The sequence below is a fragment of the Arthrobacter sp. LFS091 genome, from assembly GCF_047977885.1.
Lineage (GTDB): Bacteria > Actinomycetota > Actinomycetes > Actinomycetales > Micrococcaceae > Arthrobacter.
In genome coordinates, this window is record NZ_JBFPFP010000007.1 from 270,412 (window position 1) to 290,605 (window position 20,194).

The window sequence follows — 20,194 nt, forward strand, 5'->3', positions numbered from 1 at the left end:
TCGGCTACCCGGGCCGCCGGATGGCACCGAGCCGTCGCGGGGGAGAAGCCGGTCGGCGGCTTGAGGGTGTGCGTTTGCCTATGAGCCGGTAGAACACCAGCACCGCGGCGGCAGCTGCCACGATGCCCACAAGGTTCACGGCCAGTTGCATCGCCGATCCCGCAGCCTTGCTGTACTCACCCAGGACGAGGGCCACAGCAACATAGCCGGCCGCTGGCACAGTGGTGACGGAGATGAAGACTCCCACCAGGGCGGAAGACCTGTGGCTGATCATGGACAGCATCCCCGCAGCGCCGGCGAGTGCGGCCACAATCAGCGAGTACGGCCCAGGGTGGTAGATGAACTCCACCGCGGATCCCTGGTCCAGAGCGTCAGCGGGAAACAAACCCAGCGGTACCGACAACCATGCTGCTGCTGCAGTCACGGCCATCGCCACGGGGAACCCGACTCCAAGAGCCAGACAGGAACTCCGTACCAGGCGCCACTTCCGTTCCACCAATCCCACGGACAACGCAGCGAGCGGGCCGAACTCCGGGCCAACCACCATGGCACCCACTATGGCGATGGTGGAATCGGTCACAATTCCGATCGCTGCCAACTGAGCGGCAATGATGAGGAACGCGAGGAAACTCCACGTCAGTTTCGAGTCCTCCCCGGTTTGCCGGGATACCTCGTCCCAGATGACGGAATCGGCGGATTCCCCTGGGGCGGACGCCTCGGCCTCATCCGCGCGTGCGGACAGGACCAGATCCGGCGAGGAAACTGAGATGGAGCCGAGTTCCGGAAGCTTCAAAATGTGCAGCCTTTGTATCAGCTCTTCGGCGGATTCCCGTGCGATTTGGACTGTTATGACGTCCCCGGGCGGCTCCACGGAGGCTCCCTTGTGTACCGCCGTTTCGGCCGCTCCGTTCTGCTCAAGGCAGCATTCCAGAACCGACTCAGACAATTCCGCCGGCACGCATAGGCGCAGCTGGACGATCATGGTGCTCCCTCCGTTGCTTCAGGCTTCAGCGTAGTTCCCGGGACGGTCCGGGGGGCACAACGGGCACAGGCGACGCACAGCCAAGACTGGGATAATCCATAGCTGAACCTGAGCTAATGAGGGCCTTGGAACGCAGCCCGGATGACGGACCCAAGTGGGTTGGCGCGGCCGGACCGCGTATGATGGATGCTTTGTGCCACAGCTTTTGAGGAACTGCCTAACGTGACTACGCCAACGATCCCAGCCCCTGCCCGACCCGGCAGGCGGGCTTCGGGACCCGTTGGAAAGTCGAAGTTCCGCCCTGAAATCCAAGGTCTGAGGTCGCTCGCTGTCTTGATGGTGGTGAGCTACCACGTCTGGATCGGGCGGGTCTCCGGGGGCGTGGATGTCTTCCTCCTCATCTCGGCGTTCCTCATGACCCTGCAGTTCACCGGACGCTATAAACAACGCCGGCCGATGGATCTGCTGCGGCACTGGCTGCACCTGTTCCGCCGACTGCTCCCCGCCGTCGTGGTGGTCCTCCTCGCGACACTCGCGGCCAGCTTTGTCTTCCTGCCGGCCACCCGCTGGGTCGAGGTGGTCAACCAAGGGTGGGCCTCGCTGTTCTACTACGAAAACTGGCTCCTGCAGGGCCTCGCGGTTGACTACTACGCTGCGGACCATAGCCTGGCGAGTCCGCTGCAGCACTTCTGGTCGCTGTCCATCCAGGGCCAGGTCTTCATTTTGTGGCCCGCGATCTTCGCCTCCGTAGCGCTCCTGTGCCGGCGCTTCAGCCTGAAATACCGGGCGACGCTCGCCTATGTCTTTGCGATCATCTTCGTTGTCTCCCTGGCTTACTCGATCATATTCACGGCCAATAACCAGGCTGTGGCGTACTTCGATACTTTTGCCCGACTGTGGGAATTCGCGCTGGGAACATTGCTCGCGCTGGTTTTGCCTGGCCTGAACTTCGCCAAGCCGGTCCGCGTCGTCATGGGCTGGATCGGAGTGGCCGCGATGCTCAGTTGCGGGATCCTGCTGCAGGTCCAGACTGCCTTCCCGGGTTTCGTTGCTTTGTGGCCAACGCTTGCCGCAGTCGCGGTGATCGCCGCTGGCCAGACAGGCAGCCGGCTGGGCGTTGACAGGATCCTGAGCTCACGCTTCCTGGTCCGGCTTGGCGACAACTCCTACGCCCTCTACCTTTGGCACTGGCCCATTTTGGTGATCGCCTTGGCTTGGAGCGGCAAGGACCATGCGGGCTGGATCTCCGGAACACTGATCATCGCCCTGGCTTTGGTCCTGGCCTTCCTCACCACCAAGTACGTTGAGAAGCCGTTCCGGGAATGGAAGTGGCCGGAGGTGAACCGCCGTCGCTCCGCCATTGCTATCGCTGCCTGCCTGGCCGTGGCGTGCGCGCCCCTCCTGGGATTCCAGTACAAGCAGGACCTGGACTTGAAGGCCGCCCAGGCGCAGGCCGCTTTCGATAACCCCGGAGCCCAGGCTCTCCTTCCCGGATATGTGAACCAGGTGGGCGAAAACGCGATGACGCTGCCCACCGCTGAGCAGCTTCCTTCGGACTGGGCGCACCTGACGGAGTCGTGCTCCGGCGAGACCAAACCGGAATCGTCGCTGCTGCTGGAGAACTGCCAGCAAAACAACGTGGGCGATGACGCGACCAAGACCGTGCTGGTTCTTGGCAATTCGCATTCCCAGCAATGGCTGGAGGCTGTTGGGGTGCTGGCTGAGCAACACCATTGGCGGCTTTACGCCATGCTTTACGGCGCCTGCCCCTTCATGACGGATAATCCGGATGCGGACCCGGTGTGCAATGAGTTCAACCGTGAGGTTCGCAGCCACATTGCGGCCCACCCACCGGACGCCGTTTTCATGGTGGGGACCGCGGCGACTCCCTCAACACCGGATGAGCAGCTCACGCACGGGTTTGAGGAACTCATCCCCGAAGTCAACGCCGTTGGTACCCAGGTGATCGCTATGCGCGACAACCCCCGGTTCACCTATAGCCTGACGGATTGTACGCTTTCCAAGGGACCGGACAGCCCTGACTGCCGACCGTTGGAATCGGATGTGCTCGCGGCACAGAGTCCCTTCGACGCCGTCATGGGCAAGTACCAGGATCTTTTCGTGTTGGACATGACCGACCTCATCTGCGACGGAACCTACTGCCCTCCCATCGTGGGAAACACCTTCGTATACCTGGACGACAACCACATGACCAAAACGTATGTAAAGAGCATGGCTGACATGCTCGACGAGAGGTGGTTTGCCGCGACCGGGTGGCAAGAATGATGGAAACCCAGAGCGCCACGGCTGCGTCAGGAACCCCGGAAACCACGACGTCGGAACGCCGTTTCCGTCCGGAAGTCCAGGGCCTGCGTGCCTTGGCTGTGGTCATGGTGGCGGCCTACCACATCTGGCTCGGCAAGGTTTCCGGCGGGGTAGACGTTTTCCTGTTGATCTCGGCGTTCCTGTTGACGTTGTCCTTCACCCGCAAACTTGAGGCTAACCGGCCCTTGCGCCTTGTGGGGCACTGGCTGCACGTTTTCAAGCGTTTGCTGCCGGCCGTCGTCGTGGTGTTGCTGGCGATCCTCGCCGGGACCTGGGCACTTATCCCGCAGAGCCGTTGGCCCGATGTCCTCACTGAAGCGTGGGCTTCCCTCCTGTACCGGCAAAACTGGCAGCTTGCTGCCTTCGCGGTGGACTACTACGCCCAGCAGCACGTGGATGCCAGCCCGCTCCAGCACTTCTGGTCGCTGTCCGTGCAGGGCCAGGTGTTCATTCTTTGGCCGCTGATCTTTGCCGGCATTGCACTGTTGCAGCCGCACCTTGCCAAACGGTATCCGGGGCGGAAAGCCGTTGGTCACCGGCAGCTGCTTTTCGTGGCGTTCGCTGTGGTGTTCGTGGCGTCACTGCTGTTCTCGATCCAGGAGACCTACAGCAACCAGGCCTACGCCTACTTCGACACCCGCGCCCGACTGTGGGAGTTCGCCCTGGGTTCCTTGCTTGCGCTGGCCCTGCCATACCTGAAACCGGGGCGGAGACTCCGGGTTTTCCTGGGCTGGGCCGGCATCGCAGCCATGCTCTCCTGTGGGCTGCTGCTCACGGTTGACCGTTCATTCCCGGGCTTCGTGGCACTGTGGCCCACCCTGGCTGCGGCGGCTGTCATCGTCGCGGGGCAGAGCGGCAGCAGGTGGGGTGTTGACCGGATCCTCAGTTCCCGCCCGTTGGTCGCTGTGGGAGGTATTTCCTACGCCCTGTACCTGTGGCACTGGCCCATCCTGGTGTTCTTCCTGCTCGCTTCCGGGACCACCACGCCGAACATCCTGGAAGGTATGGGCATTATGGCCGCCGCCGCAGTGCTTGCGGTGGCCACTACCAGGTACGTCGAGCAACCGTTGCGGCGCTGGAAGTGGCCGGACGTGCGGTCCTGGCGTGCCGCCGTCGTGATTGTCTCCTGCGGTGCGCTGTTGGCGTTGCCGGTCACTGCCTGGCAGGGCGCCATTACTGCAGAGGCAACGGCAATTGCCTCCCAGCCCCATGAGCTGACCCCGGGCGCGGCCGCACTGTCCCCGGATTATGCGGGGGAGCCGTCGGCGGAGGCCCTGGTCATCCCTGCGCCGGCGGCCATGAAGGATGAGTGGGCGAACGTTGATGGTGAGTGCACCGGGGACAACGTGCCCAGTGATCCTGTGCTGGAGGGCTGCCTCCAGAACGGGGAGCCTGAGGTGGTCACCAAGAGAATTGTCGTGCTGGGGGACTCGCATTCCCAGCAGTACATGGCTGCCCTGGGCCCCATCGCCAAGCAGCATGGCTGGGAAGTGGTGACGCTCCTTAAAGGCGGCTGCCGGTTCGGAGCGCAATCGTCGGAGCGGGCCGATTTTTGCAACGACTTCAACAGGGCAAGCTCCGCTTACGTCCTGGAGCACAAGCCTGATGCCGTGTTCACGGTGGCGTCGCTGACGCACGTGGACGCGCCGTTCGAAACTGAAGTGCCGGGCTACCTTGAGGGCATCAAACCTTTCACGGACCTTGGCATTGACGTGGTGGGCGTCCGGGATAACCCGCGATTCAGTTTCAACATGCCGGAGTGCGTCCAGAAAAAGGGCAAGGATTCGCCGGACTGCAATGTTCCGCTGGAGGAATCTTTGGCAGCATCCTCGCCGTTGGACGACTACGTTGGCAAAGTCGACCGCTTGTTCCTGATGGACATGAGCGACTTCATTTGTGAGCAGGGAACATGCCCGGCAGTCGTGGGCAATGTGTACGTCTACAAGGATGACAACCACCTCAGCAAGACGTACGTGCAGACCATGATCCCGATGTTCGAGCAACGGTTGCTGGCCGCTACGGGCTGGTCTGACAGCTAGTTTTGGCACCGGCCGGCGGCTTGGACAACGTACGACGGCGGCCTGCCGCCAGTGCTGTTGCTCACAGTCAGGCGTCGCGGAATATGGCGATCGCCGCGGAGGTTCTACTATTTATTCAATACCGGCAGCACCTTCTGCCATGCAGTACCTATGCACAGGCCAGTCCCGTAATGACGGGCTGGTCATCAGTTGCAACCCCTACCAGTTAAGCCCCCAAGAACCCAGGTAAGAGGCGCACACTCATGACCGAGCCCGAACACAATCCGTTTGGCTTCATTGGCCTGACGTACGACGACGTCCTGCTGCTCCCCGGACACACCGATGTTATTCCGTCCGAGGCAGACACCACATCACGCATTTCCAAGCGCATCACCGTGCAGACCCCGCTGCTTTCCGCAGCGATGGACACGGTCACCGAGTCCCGCATGGCGATTGCCATGGCCCGCCAGGGTGGCTTGGGTGTTGTCCACCGCAACCTGTCCATTGATGACCAGGCCGAGCACGTGGACCGCGTCAAGCGCAGCGAATCGGGCATGATCACCAACCCGTTGACCATTGGCCCGTCAGCCACCCTGCAGGAACTGGACGAGCTTTGCTCCCGTTACCGCGTATCCGGCCTGCCCGTTGTTGACACCGATGGCAGGCTCCTGGGTATCGTCACCAACCGCGACACCCGGTTCATTCCGGAGTCCGACTTCCCGCTCCGCAGCGTCGCCGACACCATGACCAAGATGCCGCTGATCACCGGTCACGTGGGCATTAGCCGCGAGGAAGCTTCGCACAAGCTGGCCACCAACAAGATCGAGAAGCTCCCGCTGGTGGACGAGCAGGGCCGCCTCAAGGGCCTTATCACTACCAAGGACTTCACCAAAGCCGAGCAGTACCCGTTGGCTACCAAGGACGATGAGGGCCGGCTCCGCGTTGGCGCAGCCATTGGTTTCTTTGGTGACGGCTGGGAGCGCGCCATGAAGCTCATCGACGCAGGCGTGGACGCATTGTTCGTTGACACGGCCAACGGTCACTCCCAGGGCGTTCTCGACATGATTTCGCGGCTTAAGTCCGATCCGGTTGCTGCGCACGTGGACGTCATTGGCGGCCAGGCGGCAACCCGTGAAGGCGCCCAGGCACTGATCGACGCGGGTGCCGATGGCATCAAGGTCGGCGTTGGCCCGGGTTCCATCTGCACCACCCGCGTGGTGGCAGGTGTCGGCGTTCCGCAGATCACCGCCATCTACGAGTCGGCCAAGGCCGCCATTCCGGCAGGCGTTCCGCTGATCGCCGACGGCGGGCTGCAGTACTCCGGTGACATCGGCAAGGCCCTGGTTGCAGGTGCGGACACCGTCATGCTCGGCTCCCTTCTGGCCGGTTGTGAGGAATCCCCGGGTGACCTCATCTTTGTCAACGGGAAGCAGTTCAAGAGCTACCGTGGCATGGGTTCGCTGGGTGCCATGCAGTCCCGCGGCAAGAACACGTCCTACTCGAAGGACCGCTACTTCCAGGCAGACGTCTCCGGTGATGACAAGCTCATCCCTGAGGGCATCGAAGGCCGTGTGGCATTCCGTGGCCCGCTGGCTTCGGTGGCTTACCAGCTGGTCGGTGGCCTCCGCCAGACCATGTTCTACACCGGCGCTCCCACCATTCCCGAGCTCAAGGCACGCGGTAAGTTCGTCCGGATCACGCCGGCGGGTCTTAAGGAATCACACCCGCACGACATCCAGATGACTGTCGAGGCGCCGAACTACGGCTCCCGCTGATCTGATCTGCTGGTCCCCGTGGAGTAACTCACGGGGACCAGCTGTTTAAGCCGGGGCGGCTGAAATGTCGGTCCGGAAGCATAGGCTGGGCATATGTCTGAAAAGCCCGCGGAACCGCGGCACCCGGAGTCGGTCCGGCTGAACCCACTTCAACCTGGCAAGGCACCGCCCCGCAAGCTGGCGCTGCGTCCGTACGCGCGCGCCGTCGGGCAGGTCCTCAAGGTGAGCTTCAAGGCTTCACCTGCAGCGGTGGTCATGAAGGTTCTAGGTTCACTGATCTCGGCCACGTTGCCGCTGGTCACCACCTACTTTGCCGCGCTGACCACCACCGCCCTGGCGGCCGGTTACGCGGGGGATCCCGACGCCGGTCCGCGGGCAGTCCTCTACGTCGTCGTCACCGCGGCCCTGGGGTTGTTTTGGGGTGCGTTCAGCAGCGTTGACCGGTACATCCAGCAATTGATGAGCTTCCGGGTTGGCGCGATCGTGGGCGACATGATGTACGAACGCTTCCTGGCCTTGGATTTCTGGCGCTATGACGACAAAGAGACGGTGGACCTCTACGATCGCGCCAAACGGTTTTCCGATTCGTATGCCCGGGTACTGGACCGTATCGCTGCCATCTTTACGCAGCTGGTGTCCGTGATCCTCGCTATCGGTGCGTTGCTGCTTGTCAGTTGGTGGATCGCAGTGATCGTGCTGGTGGCGATTGTGCCCAGCGTCTATTTGCAGTTCAAGCTCTCCCGTGAGCAGATCGCGCACTGGAACACCCAGGTGGATTCGCGCCGGCAACGGCGGATGATCGAGCAAAACCTGCTCCGGCCGCAGCACATTGCGGAAATGCGGCTCTATGGAATCGTGGGGTACCTGATGGACCTGCGCTCCCGGTTGCGGGACGCGGACGAGAAAAGGCGCCTGGATTTCCAAAAGCGCTATATCCCCAAGCAACTGGCAGCAGACTCCCTGCAGTACGGTGCCGAGGTCGTGTCGCTGATCTGGGTGGTGGGTCAGATCATCGCCAGGGCGCAGCCGGTAGGTCAGTTCCTCTACGTCCAGCAGATCGTCAGCCGTGCCTTGTCCACAGCCAACAACCTCGTTTCCTCGCTGAGTTCCATTGATGAGGACCTGGCCAACCTCAAGGACTATGAGCTCTTCATGGCGCTGCCGATTCCAAGTGGCAAGGAGAAGCCCCTGGCCGTATCTCCCTCGACAGTGGAACTGAGGGACATCCGTTTCAGCTACACCGGCAGTGACATCGAAGTCATCAAAGGCATTTCGATGACCATCACAGCGGGCCAGCATATTGCCATTGTCGGTGAAAACGGTGCAGGAAAGTCCACCTTGATCCGCATCCTGGCCGGACTGTACCGGCCTGATTCGGGCCAGGTCCTGCTCGACGGCGTGGACCTGGCCGGGATTGATGTCACCAGCTGGCATAGGCACCTCGCGGTCCTGAGCCAGGAGTTCCTCAAGTACGAGTTCGCCACGGCGGCCGACAACATCTACCTGGGCGATGTCGATGCGCCACGCGATGATGCCCGCGTCCGGCGTGCCGCCTCCGACGCCGAGGCCATGGAATTCATCAACAAGCTTCCCAACGGCCTGGAGAACCACGTCAGCAACTGGATGGAAGACCCCCGGGGCCGGAAGGGAAGCGGACTATCCGGAGGCCAGTGGCAGCGGCTGGCCATGGCGCGCAACTTCTACCGCGACGCCTCGTTCATGGTCATGGACGAGCCCACATCGGCCATTGATGCGCTGGCCGAGCACCGCATCTTCACTCGTCTCTTCGCCGATCGCAGCAGCACCATCATTGCCATCAGCCACCGCTTGGCCACCATCGAAAAGGCGGACATCGTGTACATGCTTGAAGACGGCCGGATCGCCGAGCAGGGGACGCATAAGGAGCTTGTTGCGTTGCGTGGCCGGTATTTCCGGATGTTTGAATCCCAGCTGTCCGTGGACGAAACCAGTCGGAACGTTCCTTAGTCACGGTGTTTCGTGGCGCCGCGTGGCTGGGCCGGGCCGGTGGCGTGGGGTTGGTGGGATAAACTCGAGCAGTGACTTATGAGATTGAGATTGGCCGTGGCAAGCGTGGGCGTCGTGCCTACTCCCTGGATGACATTGCGATCGTTCCGAACCGCCGGACACGTGACCCGAAGGACGTCTCTGTTTCCTGGCAGATCGATGCCTACAAGTTTGAGACTCCGGTCATCGCAGCCCCCATGGACTCCGTGATGTCCCCCGATACCGCCATCGCTTTTGGCCGTCTCGGTGGTCTTGGCGTCCTTGACCTTGAGGGCCTTTGGACGCGCTATGAGGACCCGCAGAAGGTCCTCGACGAGATCGCAGGACTGGCGGACGAGACCAGCAGCCCGGCGGTCACCCGGCGCATGCAGGACTTGTACATGGCACCCATCCAGCCTGAGCTCATCAGCTCCCGCCTCGCCGAGATCCGCGCCGCTGGCGTTACTGTGGCTGGCTCCCTGACACCGCAGCGGACCCAGGAACACTACAAGACCGTGGTGGCGGCCGGCGTCGACATCTTCGTCATCCGCGGTACCACCGTTTCGGCGGAACACGTCTCCAAGAACCACGAGCCGTTGAACCTCAAGCAGTTCATCTACGAGCTCGATGTACCCGTGATCGTGGGCGGAGCCGCCGGCTACACACCAGCCCTGCACCTCATGCGCACGGGAGCTGCCGGTGTGCTGGTTGGCTTCGGCGGCGGCGCAACAACCACCACCCGCCGGGCCCTGGGGATCCACTCGCCCATGGCTTCGGCAATCTCCGACGTCGCGGCCGCCCGCCGCGATTACATGGACGAGTCCGGCGGCCGTTACGTCCACGTCATTGCCGACGGCGGCATGGGCAGCTCGGGCGACATTGTCAAAGCCATCGCCATGGGAGCCGACGCCGTCATGCTCGGCAGCGCTTTGGCCCGCGCCGAGGAAGCCCCCGGTCGCGGCTGGCACTGGGGCCCGGAAGCGCACCACCTTGAAACACCCCGCGGGGACCGCGTCAACGTCGGTACGGTCGGTCCCTTGGAAGAGGTACTTTTCGGACCGGGCCACCACACGGACGGCACGTCCAACCTGATTGGTGCGCTGAGGCGCTCGATGGCGACCACCGGGTACTCGGACCTCAAGGAGTTCCAGCGCGTTGACGTCGTCGTGTCACCGTACTCGGGCAACTGATTCTGCTTTGAAGCCCCGGCTTCCGGATAACATCCGGAAGCCTGGGTTTTTGCGTTCCGGTGCCCTGCCCAAGGAAGCACCCAACAAGTAGGGTAGGGAACTACCAGCTGTTGCGTTTGAGGAGGGGTCCGATGAGCAATATCGCAGGCGGTCCGCAGGGGAATTCGCAGGGAGCTTTGAGCCCGGAATCCCGCGCCGCGTCGATCGAAGTCCTGAAAGCCACGGCCGAAGCCGGCAAGGAACTCGACATCCTGATCGTGGGCGGCGGGGTGGTGGGAGCCGGCGCAGCCTTGGATGCCGTGACCCGCGGCCTGACCGTAGGGATCGTCGAAGCCAGGGATTGGGCCTCAGGAACTTCGTCCCGCTCGTCCAAGCTCATCCACGGGGGACTCCGCTATTTGGAGATGCTCGATTTCGGACTGGTCCAGGAAGCACTGCAGGAACGCGGGCTGCTGATCCAGCAGATCGCGCCCCACCTGGTCCGCCCGGTTCCTTTCCTGTATCCGCTGACCCGCCGCTTCTGGGAGCGCCCCTACGTAGGCGCCGGCATCATGCTGTATGACACCCTGGGCCTGACTTCCGGTCACAGCCGAGGCGTGCCCATGCATAAGCACCTCTTCCGGCGCGGCACCCTGCGCGCTGCTCCGAGTCTCAAGGACGACGCCTTCGTTGGGTCCATACGCTACTACGACGCCCAGGTCGATGACGCCCGGCTGGTGGTCAACCTGGTCAGGACTGCCGCCCATTACGGTGCGCACGCAGCCAACCGTGTCCGGGTGGTCGACTTCCTCCGGGAAGGTGAACGCGTGGTGGGCGCCAAGGTCGAAAACCAAGAGGACGGCAGTGTCTTTGAGATCAGGGCCAAGCAGGTAGTCAACGCCACCGGCGTCTGGACGGATGAAACCCAGGCAATGGTCACAGATCGTGGGCAGCTCAAAGTCAGGGCTTCCAAGGGCATACACCTCGTTGTGCCCCGCGACCGTTTCCAGTCCACCGTGGGGTTAATTCTGCGTACGGAAAAGTCAGTGCTGTTCGTCATTCCCTGGGGGCGGCACTGGATCATTGGGACTACGGATACCGACTGGAAGCTGGACAAGGCGCACCCGGCGGCTTCCAGCAAGGACATTGACTATGTGCTGGACCATGTCAACAAGGTCCTGAAGCGTCCATTGACACGGGAAGACGTGGAGGGAGTCTACGCAGGGCTCCGTCCGCTCCTGGCCGGCGACAACGATTCCACGGCCAAGTTGTCCCGCGAACACGTTGTGGCGCATCCTGTGCCGGGCTTGGTAGTAGTGGCCGGTGGAAAGTACACCACCTACCGGATCATGGCCAAGGATGCAGTGGACGAGGCGACCAGGGCCATGGACGAGCGTGTTCCCTCCAGCTGCACGGAAACCATTCCGCTGCTCGGCGCCGAAGGGTTCAAGGCCGCGTGGAACCGGCGTGGCAGGTCCGCCGAGCAGGCCGGTGTCCACGTTGCCCGCGTCGAGCACCTGCTCAACCGTTTCGGCTCAATGACCCCGGAAGTCCTGGACATCATCTCCAACCGACCGGAATTGGCAGAGCCCCTTCCAGGTGCAGACGACTATCTCGCCGCAGAAGTCGTATATGCAACAACCCACGAAGGCGCCCGTCACGTTGATGACGTTTTGACCCGCCGCACCCGTATTTCCATCGAAGCCTGGGACCGCGGTGTGTCTGCCGCGCCCGTAGTAGCTAAGCTGATGGGAGAAATCCTTGGCTGGAGCGAGACCCAGCGCGAAAGCGAGATCAAGCACTACCTGGCGCGGGTGGAAGCTGAACGACTTAGTCAGCAGCAACCCGATGACGAATCGGCCGATGCCGCACGCATGGGGGTGGATGACATCGTTCCCCTTCGCTGACCAGTTCAGGGAAATGCGGTCCCAGGGCCACACTGGAGGGAACACGACTTGGCTGAACCACTTGACCGCTATGACGCGGAACTGACAACCCCGGACACTGTCATCCTCGAACTTGTCGCCCAGGACAAGATCGATGCTGCGGCCCAACTGGCCACGAAGCTCCACGCGGCTGGCCGGATCACCAACCTCGAGTGCTTCCTGGAGCAGGTACATTCACGTGAACACCAACTGGCAACGGGGCTTCCCGGGGGAATAGGCCTTCCGCACGCCCGCAGCGAGTACGTGGACAGGATCTCCATCGCGGTGGGCGTGACCAAATTCGGCCACGCCCTGGATTTCGGCGCAACCGATGGGCCTGCAACCCTGATCCTCCTCATCGCCACCCCGGCAAGCTCCTTCTCGGACCACCTTGAGGTGCTGGCCACCCTTGCCCGGTCCCTGTCGAAGGAATCTTTCCGGGAATCACTCCGCCGGGCGCACGATCCCGAAGTCATCTCAGAGCTCATCAACTCCAGCTTGGTGTTCTTCGACCACTGAAGTCTTGTGCACTGAACACCCGTTTCGTTGTTCTACAGCTGGACGAAGTACGGTTAAGGGGTGTTAAAAACCGCGTTGAAACCCCGCTGGATCGCAGGACTGGTCTTTGCGCTTGTGCTGTCCGGGGTGTTTGTGCTGCTCAGCCAATGGCAGCTCAGCCGGTCCACCCAGCACGAGCCTCCCGCGCCGTCCAGCATCGAGGAAGTAAAACCCCTTGTGGACGTCCTCAAGCCGGGCGAGTTCTTCCATGGATCCGTCTCCGACCAGATGGTCAGCGCGACCGGAAGCTATGACCCCGACAAGCAGGTCCTTGTGGAGGGCCGCCTGTACAACAACCAAAAGGGTTACTGGATCGTCTCCGCCTTCGCGGTCAATGACGCCCCAAAGCTCAGCGGCGTTGCCGCCTCGCCCCGGACCTGGATTCCGGTAGCCCGCGGCTGGGTGGCCGACGCCTCCCAAGCCGGGCCGCCGCCGTCGGGCACTATCACCTTGACCGGTCGCCTCATCCCGTCTGAAGCCCCCGTACCGAACGTCGACGCCGGTCCAGGACGCGCGTCGGCAGTGTCTACCGCGGAACTCATCAACGACTGGCAAGTCTCCAGCTATCCCGGCTTCGTCGCCGCGACGTCGGAGATGGCCGGTGGGGTAGCTGTGCCGGCCTCCGACACGATGAAGCCCCTCAATATCCCCGCGCAGCCGCCTGCCGAGCAGGTCAACTGGCTGAACCTCTTCTACGCGGTGGAGTGGGTAGTCTTTGCCGGCTTCTCGATCTTCATCTGGTGGCGGCTGGTCAAGGACGACTACCGCCGGGACCTGGAAGAGGATGAGGACGACGAGTTCGACGCCGAAAACGGTACAGTCAGCGAAAACGGCGCTGAAGAGCCCACCAGCACAGATTCGACAAGCCCAGAGCAACAACAAAAGGTGCAGCAATGATTGAGCCCAAACCGGCCGTCCAGCCCGAGCAATCCGGAAACAAGCCCAAGAAGCGGCGGTTTGGCGGAACGGAAGCCCAGATCCGTTCTGCGCTGAAGTTCTACAAGGTGATGGCCTACCTCACGGGTGCGATGCTTCTTCTGCTGTGCGCGGAGTTGATTGCCCGCTACGCCTTCGGTGTTTCGCTCTACGCTGGCGGTACCGATGCGGTCACCGGACAGCCGTTCGGTTTCGGTTTTGCCGAGTCTGAGCCGAAGGGAGTCCTTGGCGGCTTCAACATCTCCACGTCGGTGCTGATCGTGCATGGCTGGATGTACGTGGTCTACCTGGTCTCGAACTTCCGGCTGTGGTCCCTGATGCGGTGGCCGTTCTCCAAGATGGTCCTGCTGGCACTCGGTGGCGTCATTCCGTTGCTGTCGTTCTTTGTCGAGAAGAAATTCCACGCAGAGGTTGAGGCCGAGTTGGCCGCGAACCCCCAGGCCTCCAAGCGCTACTAGGCACCACTGGGCGCCGCGGGTGTGAGATGCCTAACGACCGGCCCGGTTTTGGCCCTTCCGCGCCATCGTCAAGGTGCACCGGGGCGGTCCGGCAAAGTAGTCTTGGTGGGTGACTACTCCCACCGCACCCCAGACTTCCCAGAAGCCGGTGCTGGTTGTTGACTACGGTGCCCAGTACGCGCAGCTGATTGCCCGCCGCGTCCGTGAAGCGAATGTGTATTCGGAAATCGTTCCGCATACCTTCACCACCGAGCAGCTTCTGGCCAAGAACCCGGCAGCCATCATTCTTTCCGGCGGACCCTCCAGCGTCTACGCCGAGGGCGCGCCGTTCGTGGGCCCGGACCTCTTCGAGGCCGGCGTTCCGGTTTTCGGCATCTGTTACGGATTCCAGGCCATGGCAAATGCCTTGGGTGGCAAAGTGGCCCAGACCGGTTTGAGGGAATACGGTGCAACCGAAGCGCTCCTCGTGGGTGACGCACGTTCCATCCTTGATGGCGTCCCGGCGTCGCAGAACACCTGGATGAGCCACGGCGACTCCGTACACGAAGCTCCCGAGGGCTTCGAGGTACTGGCTACTACGGCCGGTGCCCCGGTAGCGGCCTTCGCCAACGACGAGAAGCGCCTTTACGGTGTGCAGTGGCACCCCGAAGTGAAGCACTCGGTCCTGGGCCAGCACGTCCTGGAAAACTTCCTCTTCAAGGGCGCGGGCCTTACCCCGAACTGGACAACCGGGAACATCCTCGAAGAGCAAGTGGATCGTATCCGCGAGCAAATCGGCGATTCCAAGGTCATTTGCGGTCTCTCCGGTGGCGTTGACTCCGCCGTCGCAGCTGCATTGGTCCAGCGTGCTGTCGGCGACCAGTTGACCTGTGTCTTCGTGGACCACGGCCTCCTGCGTGAAGGCGAAGCCGAGCAGGTTGAACGGGACTTCGTTGCCGCTACGGGTGTCAACCTGTACGTTGCCAATGAGCAGGAACGCTTCCTCTCGGCTCTTGCCGGCGTGAGCGATCCCGAAACCAAGCGCAAGATCATCGGCCGTGAGTTCATTCGCGCCTTCGAGGAAGCGGAACGGGCCATCATCGCCCAGGCCGCAGCCGACGGCGAGAAGATCAAGTTCCTGGTCCAGGGCACCTTGTACCCCGACGTCGTCGAATCCGGCGGCGGCGAAGGTGCTGCGAACATCAAGAGCCACCACAACGTGGGTGGGCTTCCCGAGGACCTGCAGTTCGAGCTTGTCGAGCCGCTGCGCGCCCTGTTCAAGGACGAAGTCCGTGCCGTCGGCGCTCAGCTTGGCCTGCCGCAGGAAATCGTTGGCCGCCAGCCGTTCCCCGGCCCCGGCCTGGGTATCCGCATCGTTGGCGAAGTGAACAAAGAGCGCCTGGACCTGCTGCGCAAGGCTGACGCCATTGCCCGTGCGGAGCTGACGGCCGCCGGTTTGGACAACGACGTCTGGCAGATGCCGGTCGTCCTGCTCGCAGACGTCCGCAGCGTTGGCGTACAGGGCGACGGCCGCACTTACGGGCACCCGATCGTGCTCCGTCCGGTGTCCTCCGAGGACGCCATGACGGCTGACTGGTCCAGGTTGCCTTATGACCTCCTGGCCCGCATCTCCAACCGCATCACCAATGAGGTGGATGGCGTGAACCGCGTGGTGCTGGACGTCACAAGCAAGCCACCGGGAACCATCGAGTGGGAATAGCATTCTGAATGGCCGGCCTCCCTTGGGAGGCCGGCCATTGTGCTCAAACCGGGGGCATCGTGAGCCTCCAAGGGCCAGTTGGTTGCGAACTGGCGGCGAATTTCGCGTCGGAACAGCGTTGCGAAGTGGGCTGGCGGGGTATTCCGGCTACCCTCGAAAGTATGCCGGTATGGTCCAGGGCGTCTAAAGCTAGTACAGAAAAGAAGGCAGAAGTTGTGTCATTAGGTCTAGGCCAGGAAGAGGGCTCCGAGGAGCTCAGGAAATGGCTGTCTGGTCTTAAGCCCGTTACCGGGGCAGATACGATGCTGCGTTTCGTTAAGACCCCGGAAGGCGCCATTGACCTCAGCAATGCGCACCCGTCGGGCCTCGCCCAGCTGCTCGCGGGCCGCAGGACGCGCCTGTCAACTCTGATCAGGGACAGGCAACAGTATTTGGTCGCTGCCCGGGCAGCCCGGAATATCCGGTCCAAAATTTTCGAGCTCAGCAACGACCGCGGTATCGAAGCCGGATACTTGTCCGCCGGTACCGTGGTGTGGACATCGGCAGTAGGTGGGAAGCCCCAGCGCGTTTCCGCGCCGGTCATGCTTACGTCCATTGTCCTCACCGTTCGGCCGGGCGAGGACGACTTCGAACTCCAGCTCACCGAACAGGCCCGTATGAACCCGGCCCTGGTTCGGCACCTGAAAACGGTGCACGGCATCGTCTTTGACGTCAATGCGGTCGCACGCATGGCCTACAACACCGCAAGGCTCGACCCCCAGCCGGTTTTGGACCGCTTGGCTACCTTGGTCCAGCCCATTCACGGCGCGGAGGTGGAGTTCAACCTGCTCGTCACCACCTTGGCTGACCTTTCCGGGAACCTGGATGATCCGTGGATCAACATGAACAACCCCACTGTGGCCGCTTTGGCCAGTGCAGCCAACGGTGGCGACATTGAGCCTGAACCCATCAAAGCGGGCAGGTTCCCCGATCTTGACCAGCGGAATCCCGCTGATGAGCTCCTCTTGCTCGACGCCGACACGGACCAGCAGTACGTGGTGGACGCAGTGCGGGCTGGAGATTCGCTTGTTGTCAGCACTCCGCCGGGGAGTGGGCAAACACAGACCGCGATCAACGCCATCGGTGCCTTGGTCAGCGAAGGCAAGTCTGTACTGGTGGTGGGGGACAGGCAGTCCAGCCTTACTGGTTTGTCCGCGCACCTGGAGTCGCTGGGCCTTGATTCGATGTTCTTCCGGCCGGGCAATGGAACTACGCCGCAGCAGCTTAAGGGCCAACTGGTCCGTGCCATCATGCGCAGCGAGAAAGCCCTGGAGCCTCAGCTGGGTAACCTTCACCAGACGTTGATCGAGCACCGGCATGCCCTGATGGACCACGTGGCATCCCTGCACAATGTCCGTGAGCGTTGGGGTTGTTCCCCGTACCAGGCTATGCAATCGCTCGCCGAATTGACGTCCATCCACCCTGCGCCATCCACGACGGTGCGGTTGAAGCGCAGCGTCCTGGACAACATCAAGGACCGCGAGGAACTTGCCGGCCGGTTGCGCCGTGCGGCCGAACTGGGCAGCTTTAGCCGAGCCTCGACTTCCAGCCCCTGGCATGGCGCACGCCTGGTGACCCGCAAGGAGACAGAAGAAGCCCAGCAACTGGTTCGTTTGGCTGAGGAGAAACTCCCCATCCTGCGTGACCGCATGAAGCAGGTTTCCGACCACGCCGAAATCAGGTTGGGCGAAACGTTCACCGAATGGGGAGCCCAGCTTGAACTGCTGATTGCCGTGCGGGAAAGCCTGGACAAGTTCACCCCGGACATCTTTGACCGGCCTGTCCATGACCTCATCTCCGCAACAGCCAGCTCCGCATGGCGACGTGAACGGAACCTGGAAATGCCGTCCATGCAGCGTTCCAGGCTGCGGCGCGTAGCCAAAGAATACGTACGGCCCGGCGTCCACATCGCGGACCTCCACAGTTCGCTGGTACTCGTCCAGGAACAGCGAGCCTTGTGGGCCGGCTACGCGACGACGCAGCGTCACCCGGCTGTGCCGTCCGGCCTTGCCGACCTCGGTGCTCTTTACCGGGAATTGGACGGCGAACTGCACCGGCTCGGCGAAGCCCTCAAGCACACTGCTGCCGGAGGCTCCCTGCACCAGACGCCGTACCCGGAGCTCATGGAGCGGTTGGAACGCCTTGTAGCGGACACAGCCACCCTGGAGACCCTGCCCGAGCGGACGCTGTTGATTGAAGAGATGCGCGAGCACGGTCTTGGTGAGTTGCTCGCTGACCTTGCTGCCCGCGAAGTCCCGGCACCCTCGGTGGCCGCGGAGCTGGACCTTGCCTGGTGGCAGTCTGCGCTGGAAGCCATGATCAGCGGCGACGACTACCTTGCTATGTCCGATGGCGATTCGCTGCGCCGCCTCGAGGCCGAATACCGCCTCGCGGACCAGGCCCACATCGCCAGTGGCGCGGCCCGGCTTCGTTGGCAGCTGGCCCAGAAATGGCGTCAAGGCATCCTCGAACACCCGCGGCAGGCCGAGTTGCTTCGTGCCCTGTTGAAGGATGGGCGTGTGACGTTGCCGGCACTGAGCGCCCAGGCACCGGACCTTGTTCCGCTGCTGGTGCCGGTCTGGTCGGTCAGTCCTTACCTGCTGACCGGAGTACTTCCTGCAGAACAGAAGTTTGATGCTGTGGTGATCATCGACGCTGAGTCGACCTCCTTGCAGGCAGTTCTTCCCGCCATTGCCCGGGCACAGCAAGTAGTGGCCTTCGGAGATGCAAAGATCGCCAACGCCCGCACTTTCAGCGTTGCCGTGGAACCTCCGGTTGCCGGTGTAGCCAGCCACGAGGTTGTGGACAGCGCCTTCAAGGCGCTTGCCCGCGTGCTGCCCACATGGCAGTTGAATTGGGTTTACCGTGCCGTGGACGAGGACCTGATCCTCCAGCTGAGCAAGAACTACTACGACGGCGGACTGCGGCGCCTGCCCGACGGCAATTCCGTCACGGGGCTGGACCGTTCGATCCTGGTGGAATACATCCCCGATGGCACTGGCCTCCCGGGTGCTGACCACGAAGGTGTTGAGTCCGTCACCGCCGAAGTCAACCGTGTGGTGGACCTGGTGTTCGAACACGCCAGGCTTCGTCCTCGCACATCCCTGGCCGTAGTAACGGCCAGCCTCCGCCATGCGGCCAGGATCGGTGAGGCCATCAGGCTCCAACTGCCAAACCACCCCCTCCTGTCCACTTTCTTCGGAGCCGGTCCCGAGTCCTTCAGGGTAGTGGACCTGGAGCGCGCCCAGGGCTTGGTGCGGGATCACGTCATTTTCTCCCTCGGCTACGGTCGCACACCTCACGGGCGTGCGCTCCACTCCTTCGGGCCTTTGTCCACCGAAGGCGGGCGTAACCGCTTTGCTTTGGCAATGACCCGTGCCCGGCGGTCCATGCACGTGCTGACGTGCTTCCGCCCCGAAGACCTTGACCAGGATCGACTGGCTCACGGTGCCGTCGACTTCTACGAATTGCTGGACCGCGAACTCTCTGGAAACAGCAACCTTGGAACACCTGCTTCCCGCGCCGTCGCCAGCGAACAAGCGCTCGGTGAAGATCCCTTGGTGGCTGATCTTGGGGAGCGGTTGCGTGCTCGTGGAGCACGTGTGTGGCATCTCTACGATGGAGTGCTGGACATCGCTGCCGCCGCGGATCCGGTGCACACCATTGGCCGGGAGGGTGCCGAGATTCCCACCCCGGTGGCCATCGAATCCGATGGCACCGAACGTTACAGGCGTATGAGCGTGCGCGAGCGAAGCCGTCTGCGGCCGCAACTGCTGGAGCGCATGGGGTGGCGGTACATGTCGTTGTGGACGATTGAAGTCTTCACGGACCCGTCGTCCTGCGCCGACCGCATCGGCTCCTACCTGGGACTGGAAAACCACATCCCGCAGCTCGCTTCCTCTCCCCAGCATGGCTTCCTGGACGTGGATGTTGAACAATTGAACCTTGACAAAGCACCGCCTTCCTTCGCGCCCAGCGCACGAAGGGCGGCCGGCAGGAGCGAGGCTGGCCCCAAGCCGGCCGATGCTGCAGCCGACAACGGAAAAGAAGCACCAATGACGGAACAAGTAACCGGCGGGGAAGACAGCGCTGCGGAGCGCTCGGAGGATGCCGGCCAGGCCGGCGCTGAGGGCTCGGAGGAGTCGAAGGCTGTTCCAGCCAAGCCGGCCCCGCAGGGCATTCTTCCAACCAAGGCTGCAGAGGACGACCCCCGCCGTTGGGGAGATGAGTCCGGTTATGACCACGAGGAGTGGCTCAAGGAGCAAAAGCCCCCGCACTGGGGCTGATGCCAGCCTGACGGAACGTC

12 protein-coding genes are annotated in these 20,194 nt (G+C 62.6%); 11 read left to right on the forward strand and 1 reads right to left on the reverse strand.

The genetic code is table 11. From position 1 onward, the window contains the following. Positions 1-4 precede the first annotated feature (4 nt). Complete coding sequence (locus tag ACNQOP_RS15185; RefSeq protein WP_416404968.1) at positions 5-982, reverse strand: DUF389 domain-containing protein; 978 nt, start codon at positions 980-982, stop codon at positions 5-7. A 186-nt stretch (positions 983-1,168) separates the two neighbouring features. On the opposite strand from ACNQOP_RS15185, the gene ACNQOP_RS15190 reads away from it, so the two are divergent. The 11 genes from ACNQOP_RS15190 (at position 1,169) to ACNQOP_RS15240 (ending at position 20,174) form a co-directional block, all read left to right on the forward strand. Continuing rightward, entirely contained in the window at positions 1,169-3,268 is a 2,100-nt protein-coding gene (locus ACNQOP_RS15190; RefSeq protein ID WP_416404969.1) for an acyltransferase family protein, read from the forward strand. Continuing rightward, entirely contained in the window at positions 3,265-5,346 is a 2,082-nt protein-coding gene (locus ACNQOP_RS15195) for an acyltransferase family protein (protein WP_416404970.1), read from the forward strand. The genes ACNQOP_RS15190 and ACNQOP_RS15195 overlap by 4 nt, the downstream gene beginning before the upstream one ends. A 242-nt stretch (positions 5,347-5,588) precedes the next feature. Further along, on the forward strand, positions 5,589-7,100 hold the full coding sequence (gene guaB, locus ACNQOP_RS15200) for an IMP dehydrogenase (RefSeq protein WP_416404971.1): 1,512 nt from the start codon (positions 5,589-5,591) through the stop codon (positions 7,098-7,100). Between the two features lie 93 nt (positions 7,101-7,193). Beyond that, positions 7,194-9,086 carry an ABC transporter ATP-binding protein gene (locus ACNQOP_RS15205; RefSeq protein WP_416404972.1) on the forward strand — a complete coding sequence of 631 codons (1,893 nt, stop codon included), beginning with the start codon at positions 7,194-7,196 and terminating at the stop codon, positions 9,084-9,086. Positions 9,087-9,157: 71 nt separating this feature from the next. Next, a complete protein-coding gene (locus tag ACNQOP_RS15210; protein ID WP_211711214.1) occupies positions 9,158-10,294 on the forward strand; it encodes a GuaB3 family IMP dehydrogenase-related protein in 1,137 nt (378 codons plus the stop codon). A 131-nt stretch (positions 10,295-10,425) separates the two neighbouring features. Continuing rightward, the gene (locus ACNQOP_RS15215; RefSeq protein WP_257371222.1) at positions 10,426-12,180 is read left to right on the forward strand and encodes a glycerol-3-phosphate dehydrogenase/oxidase; all 1,755 of its coding nucleotides are present in this window, start codon (positions 10,426-10,428) and stop codon (positions 12,178-12,180) included. Positions 12,181-12,228: 48 nt separating this feature from the next. Continuing rightward, on the forward strand, positions 12,229-12,717 hold the full coding sequence (locus ACNQOP_RS15220; RefSeq protein ID WP_416404973.1) for a PTS sugar transporter subunit IIA: 489 nt from the start codon (positions 12,229-12,231) through the stop codon (positions 12,715-12,717). Positions 12,718-12,777: 60 nt separating this feature from the next. Beyond that, complete coding sequence (locus ACNQOP_RS15225; protein WP_284986516.1) at positions 12,778-13,653, forward strand: SURF1 family protein; 876 nt, start codon at positions 12,778-12,780, stop codon at positions 13,651-13,653. Next, positions 13,650-14,150, forward strand: coding sequence for a DUF3817 domain-containing protein (locus ACNQOP_RS15230; protein ID WP_284986517.1), 501 nt, complete (start codon positions 13,650-13,652; stop codon positions 14,148-14,150). The genes ACNQOP_RS15225 and ACNQOP_RS15230 overlap by 4 nt, the downstream gene beginning before the upstream one ends. 109 nt (positions 14,151-14,259) lie before the next feature. Further along, positions 14,260-15,849, forward strand: a complete 1,590-nt coding sequence (gene guaA / locus ACNQOP_RS15235) for a glutamine-hydrolyzing GMP synthase (RefSeq protein WP_257371218.1) — start codon at positions 14,260-14,262, stop codon at positions 15,847-15,849. Positions 15,850-16,010: 161 nt separating this feature from the next. After that, entirely contained in the window at positions 16,011-20,174 is a 4,164-nt protein-coding gene (locus ACNQOP_RS15240) for an AAA family ATPase (RefSeq protein WP_416404974.1), read from the forward strand. Positions 20,175-20,194 lie beyond the last annotated feature (20 nt).

Coding starts and splice junctions, on each gene's coding strand:
- ACNQOP_RS15185 (WP_416404968.1), bottom strand. CDS start 982: ATGATCGTCCAGCTGCGCCTATGCGTGCCGGCGGAATTGTCTGAGTCG.
- ACNQOP_RS15190 (WP_416404969.1), top strand. CDS start 1,169: ATGCTTTGTGCCACAGCTTTTGAGGAACTGCCTAACGTGACTACGCCA.
- ACNQOP_RS15195 (WP_416404970.1), top strand. CDS start 3,265: ATGATGGAAACCCAGAGCGCCACGGCTGCGTCAGGAACCCCGGAAACC.
- guaB (WP_416404971.1), top strand. CDS start 5,589: ATGACCGAGCCCGAACACAATCCGTTTGGCTTCATTGGCCTGACGTAC.
- ACNQOP_RS15205 (WP_416404972.1), top strand. CDS start 7,194: ATGTCTGAAAAGCCCGCGGAACCGCGGCACCCGGAGTCGGTCCGGCTG.
- ACNQOP_RS15215 (WP_257371222.1), top strand. CDS start 10,426: ATGAGCAATATCGCAGGCGGTCCGCAGGGGAATTCGCAGGGAGCTTTG.
- ACNQOP_RS15230 (WP_284986517.1), top strand. CDS start 13,650: ATGATTGAGCCCAAACCGGCCGTCCAGCCCGAGCAATCCGGAAACAAG.
- ACNQOP_RS15240 (WP_416404974.1), top strand. CDS start 16,011: ATGCCGGTATGGTCCAGGGCGTCTAAAGCTAGTACAGAAAAGAAGGCA.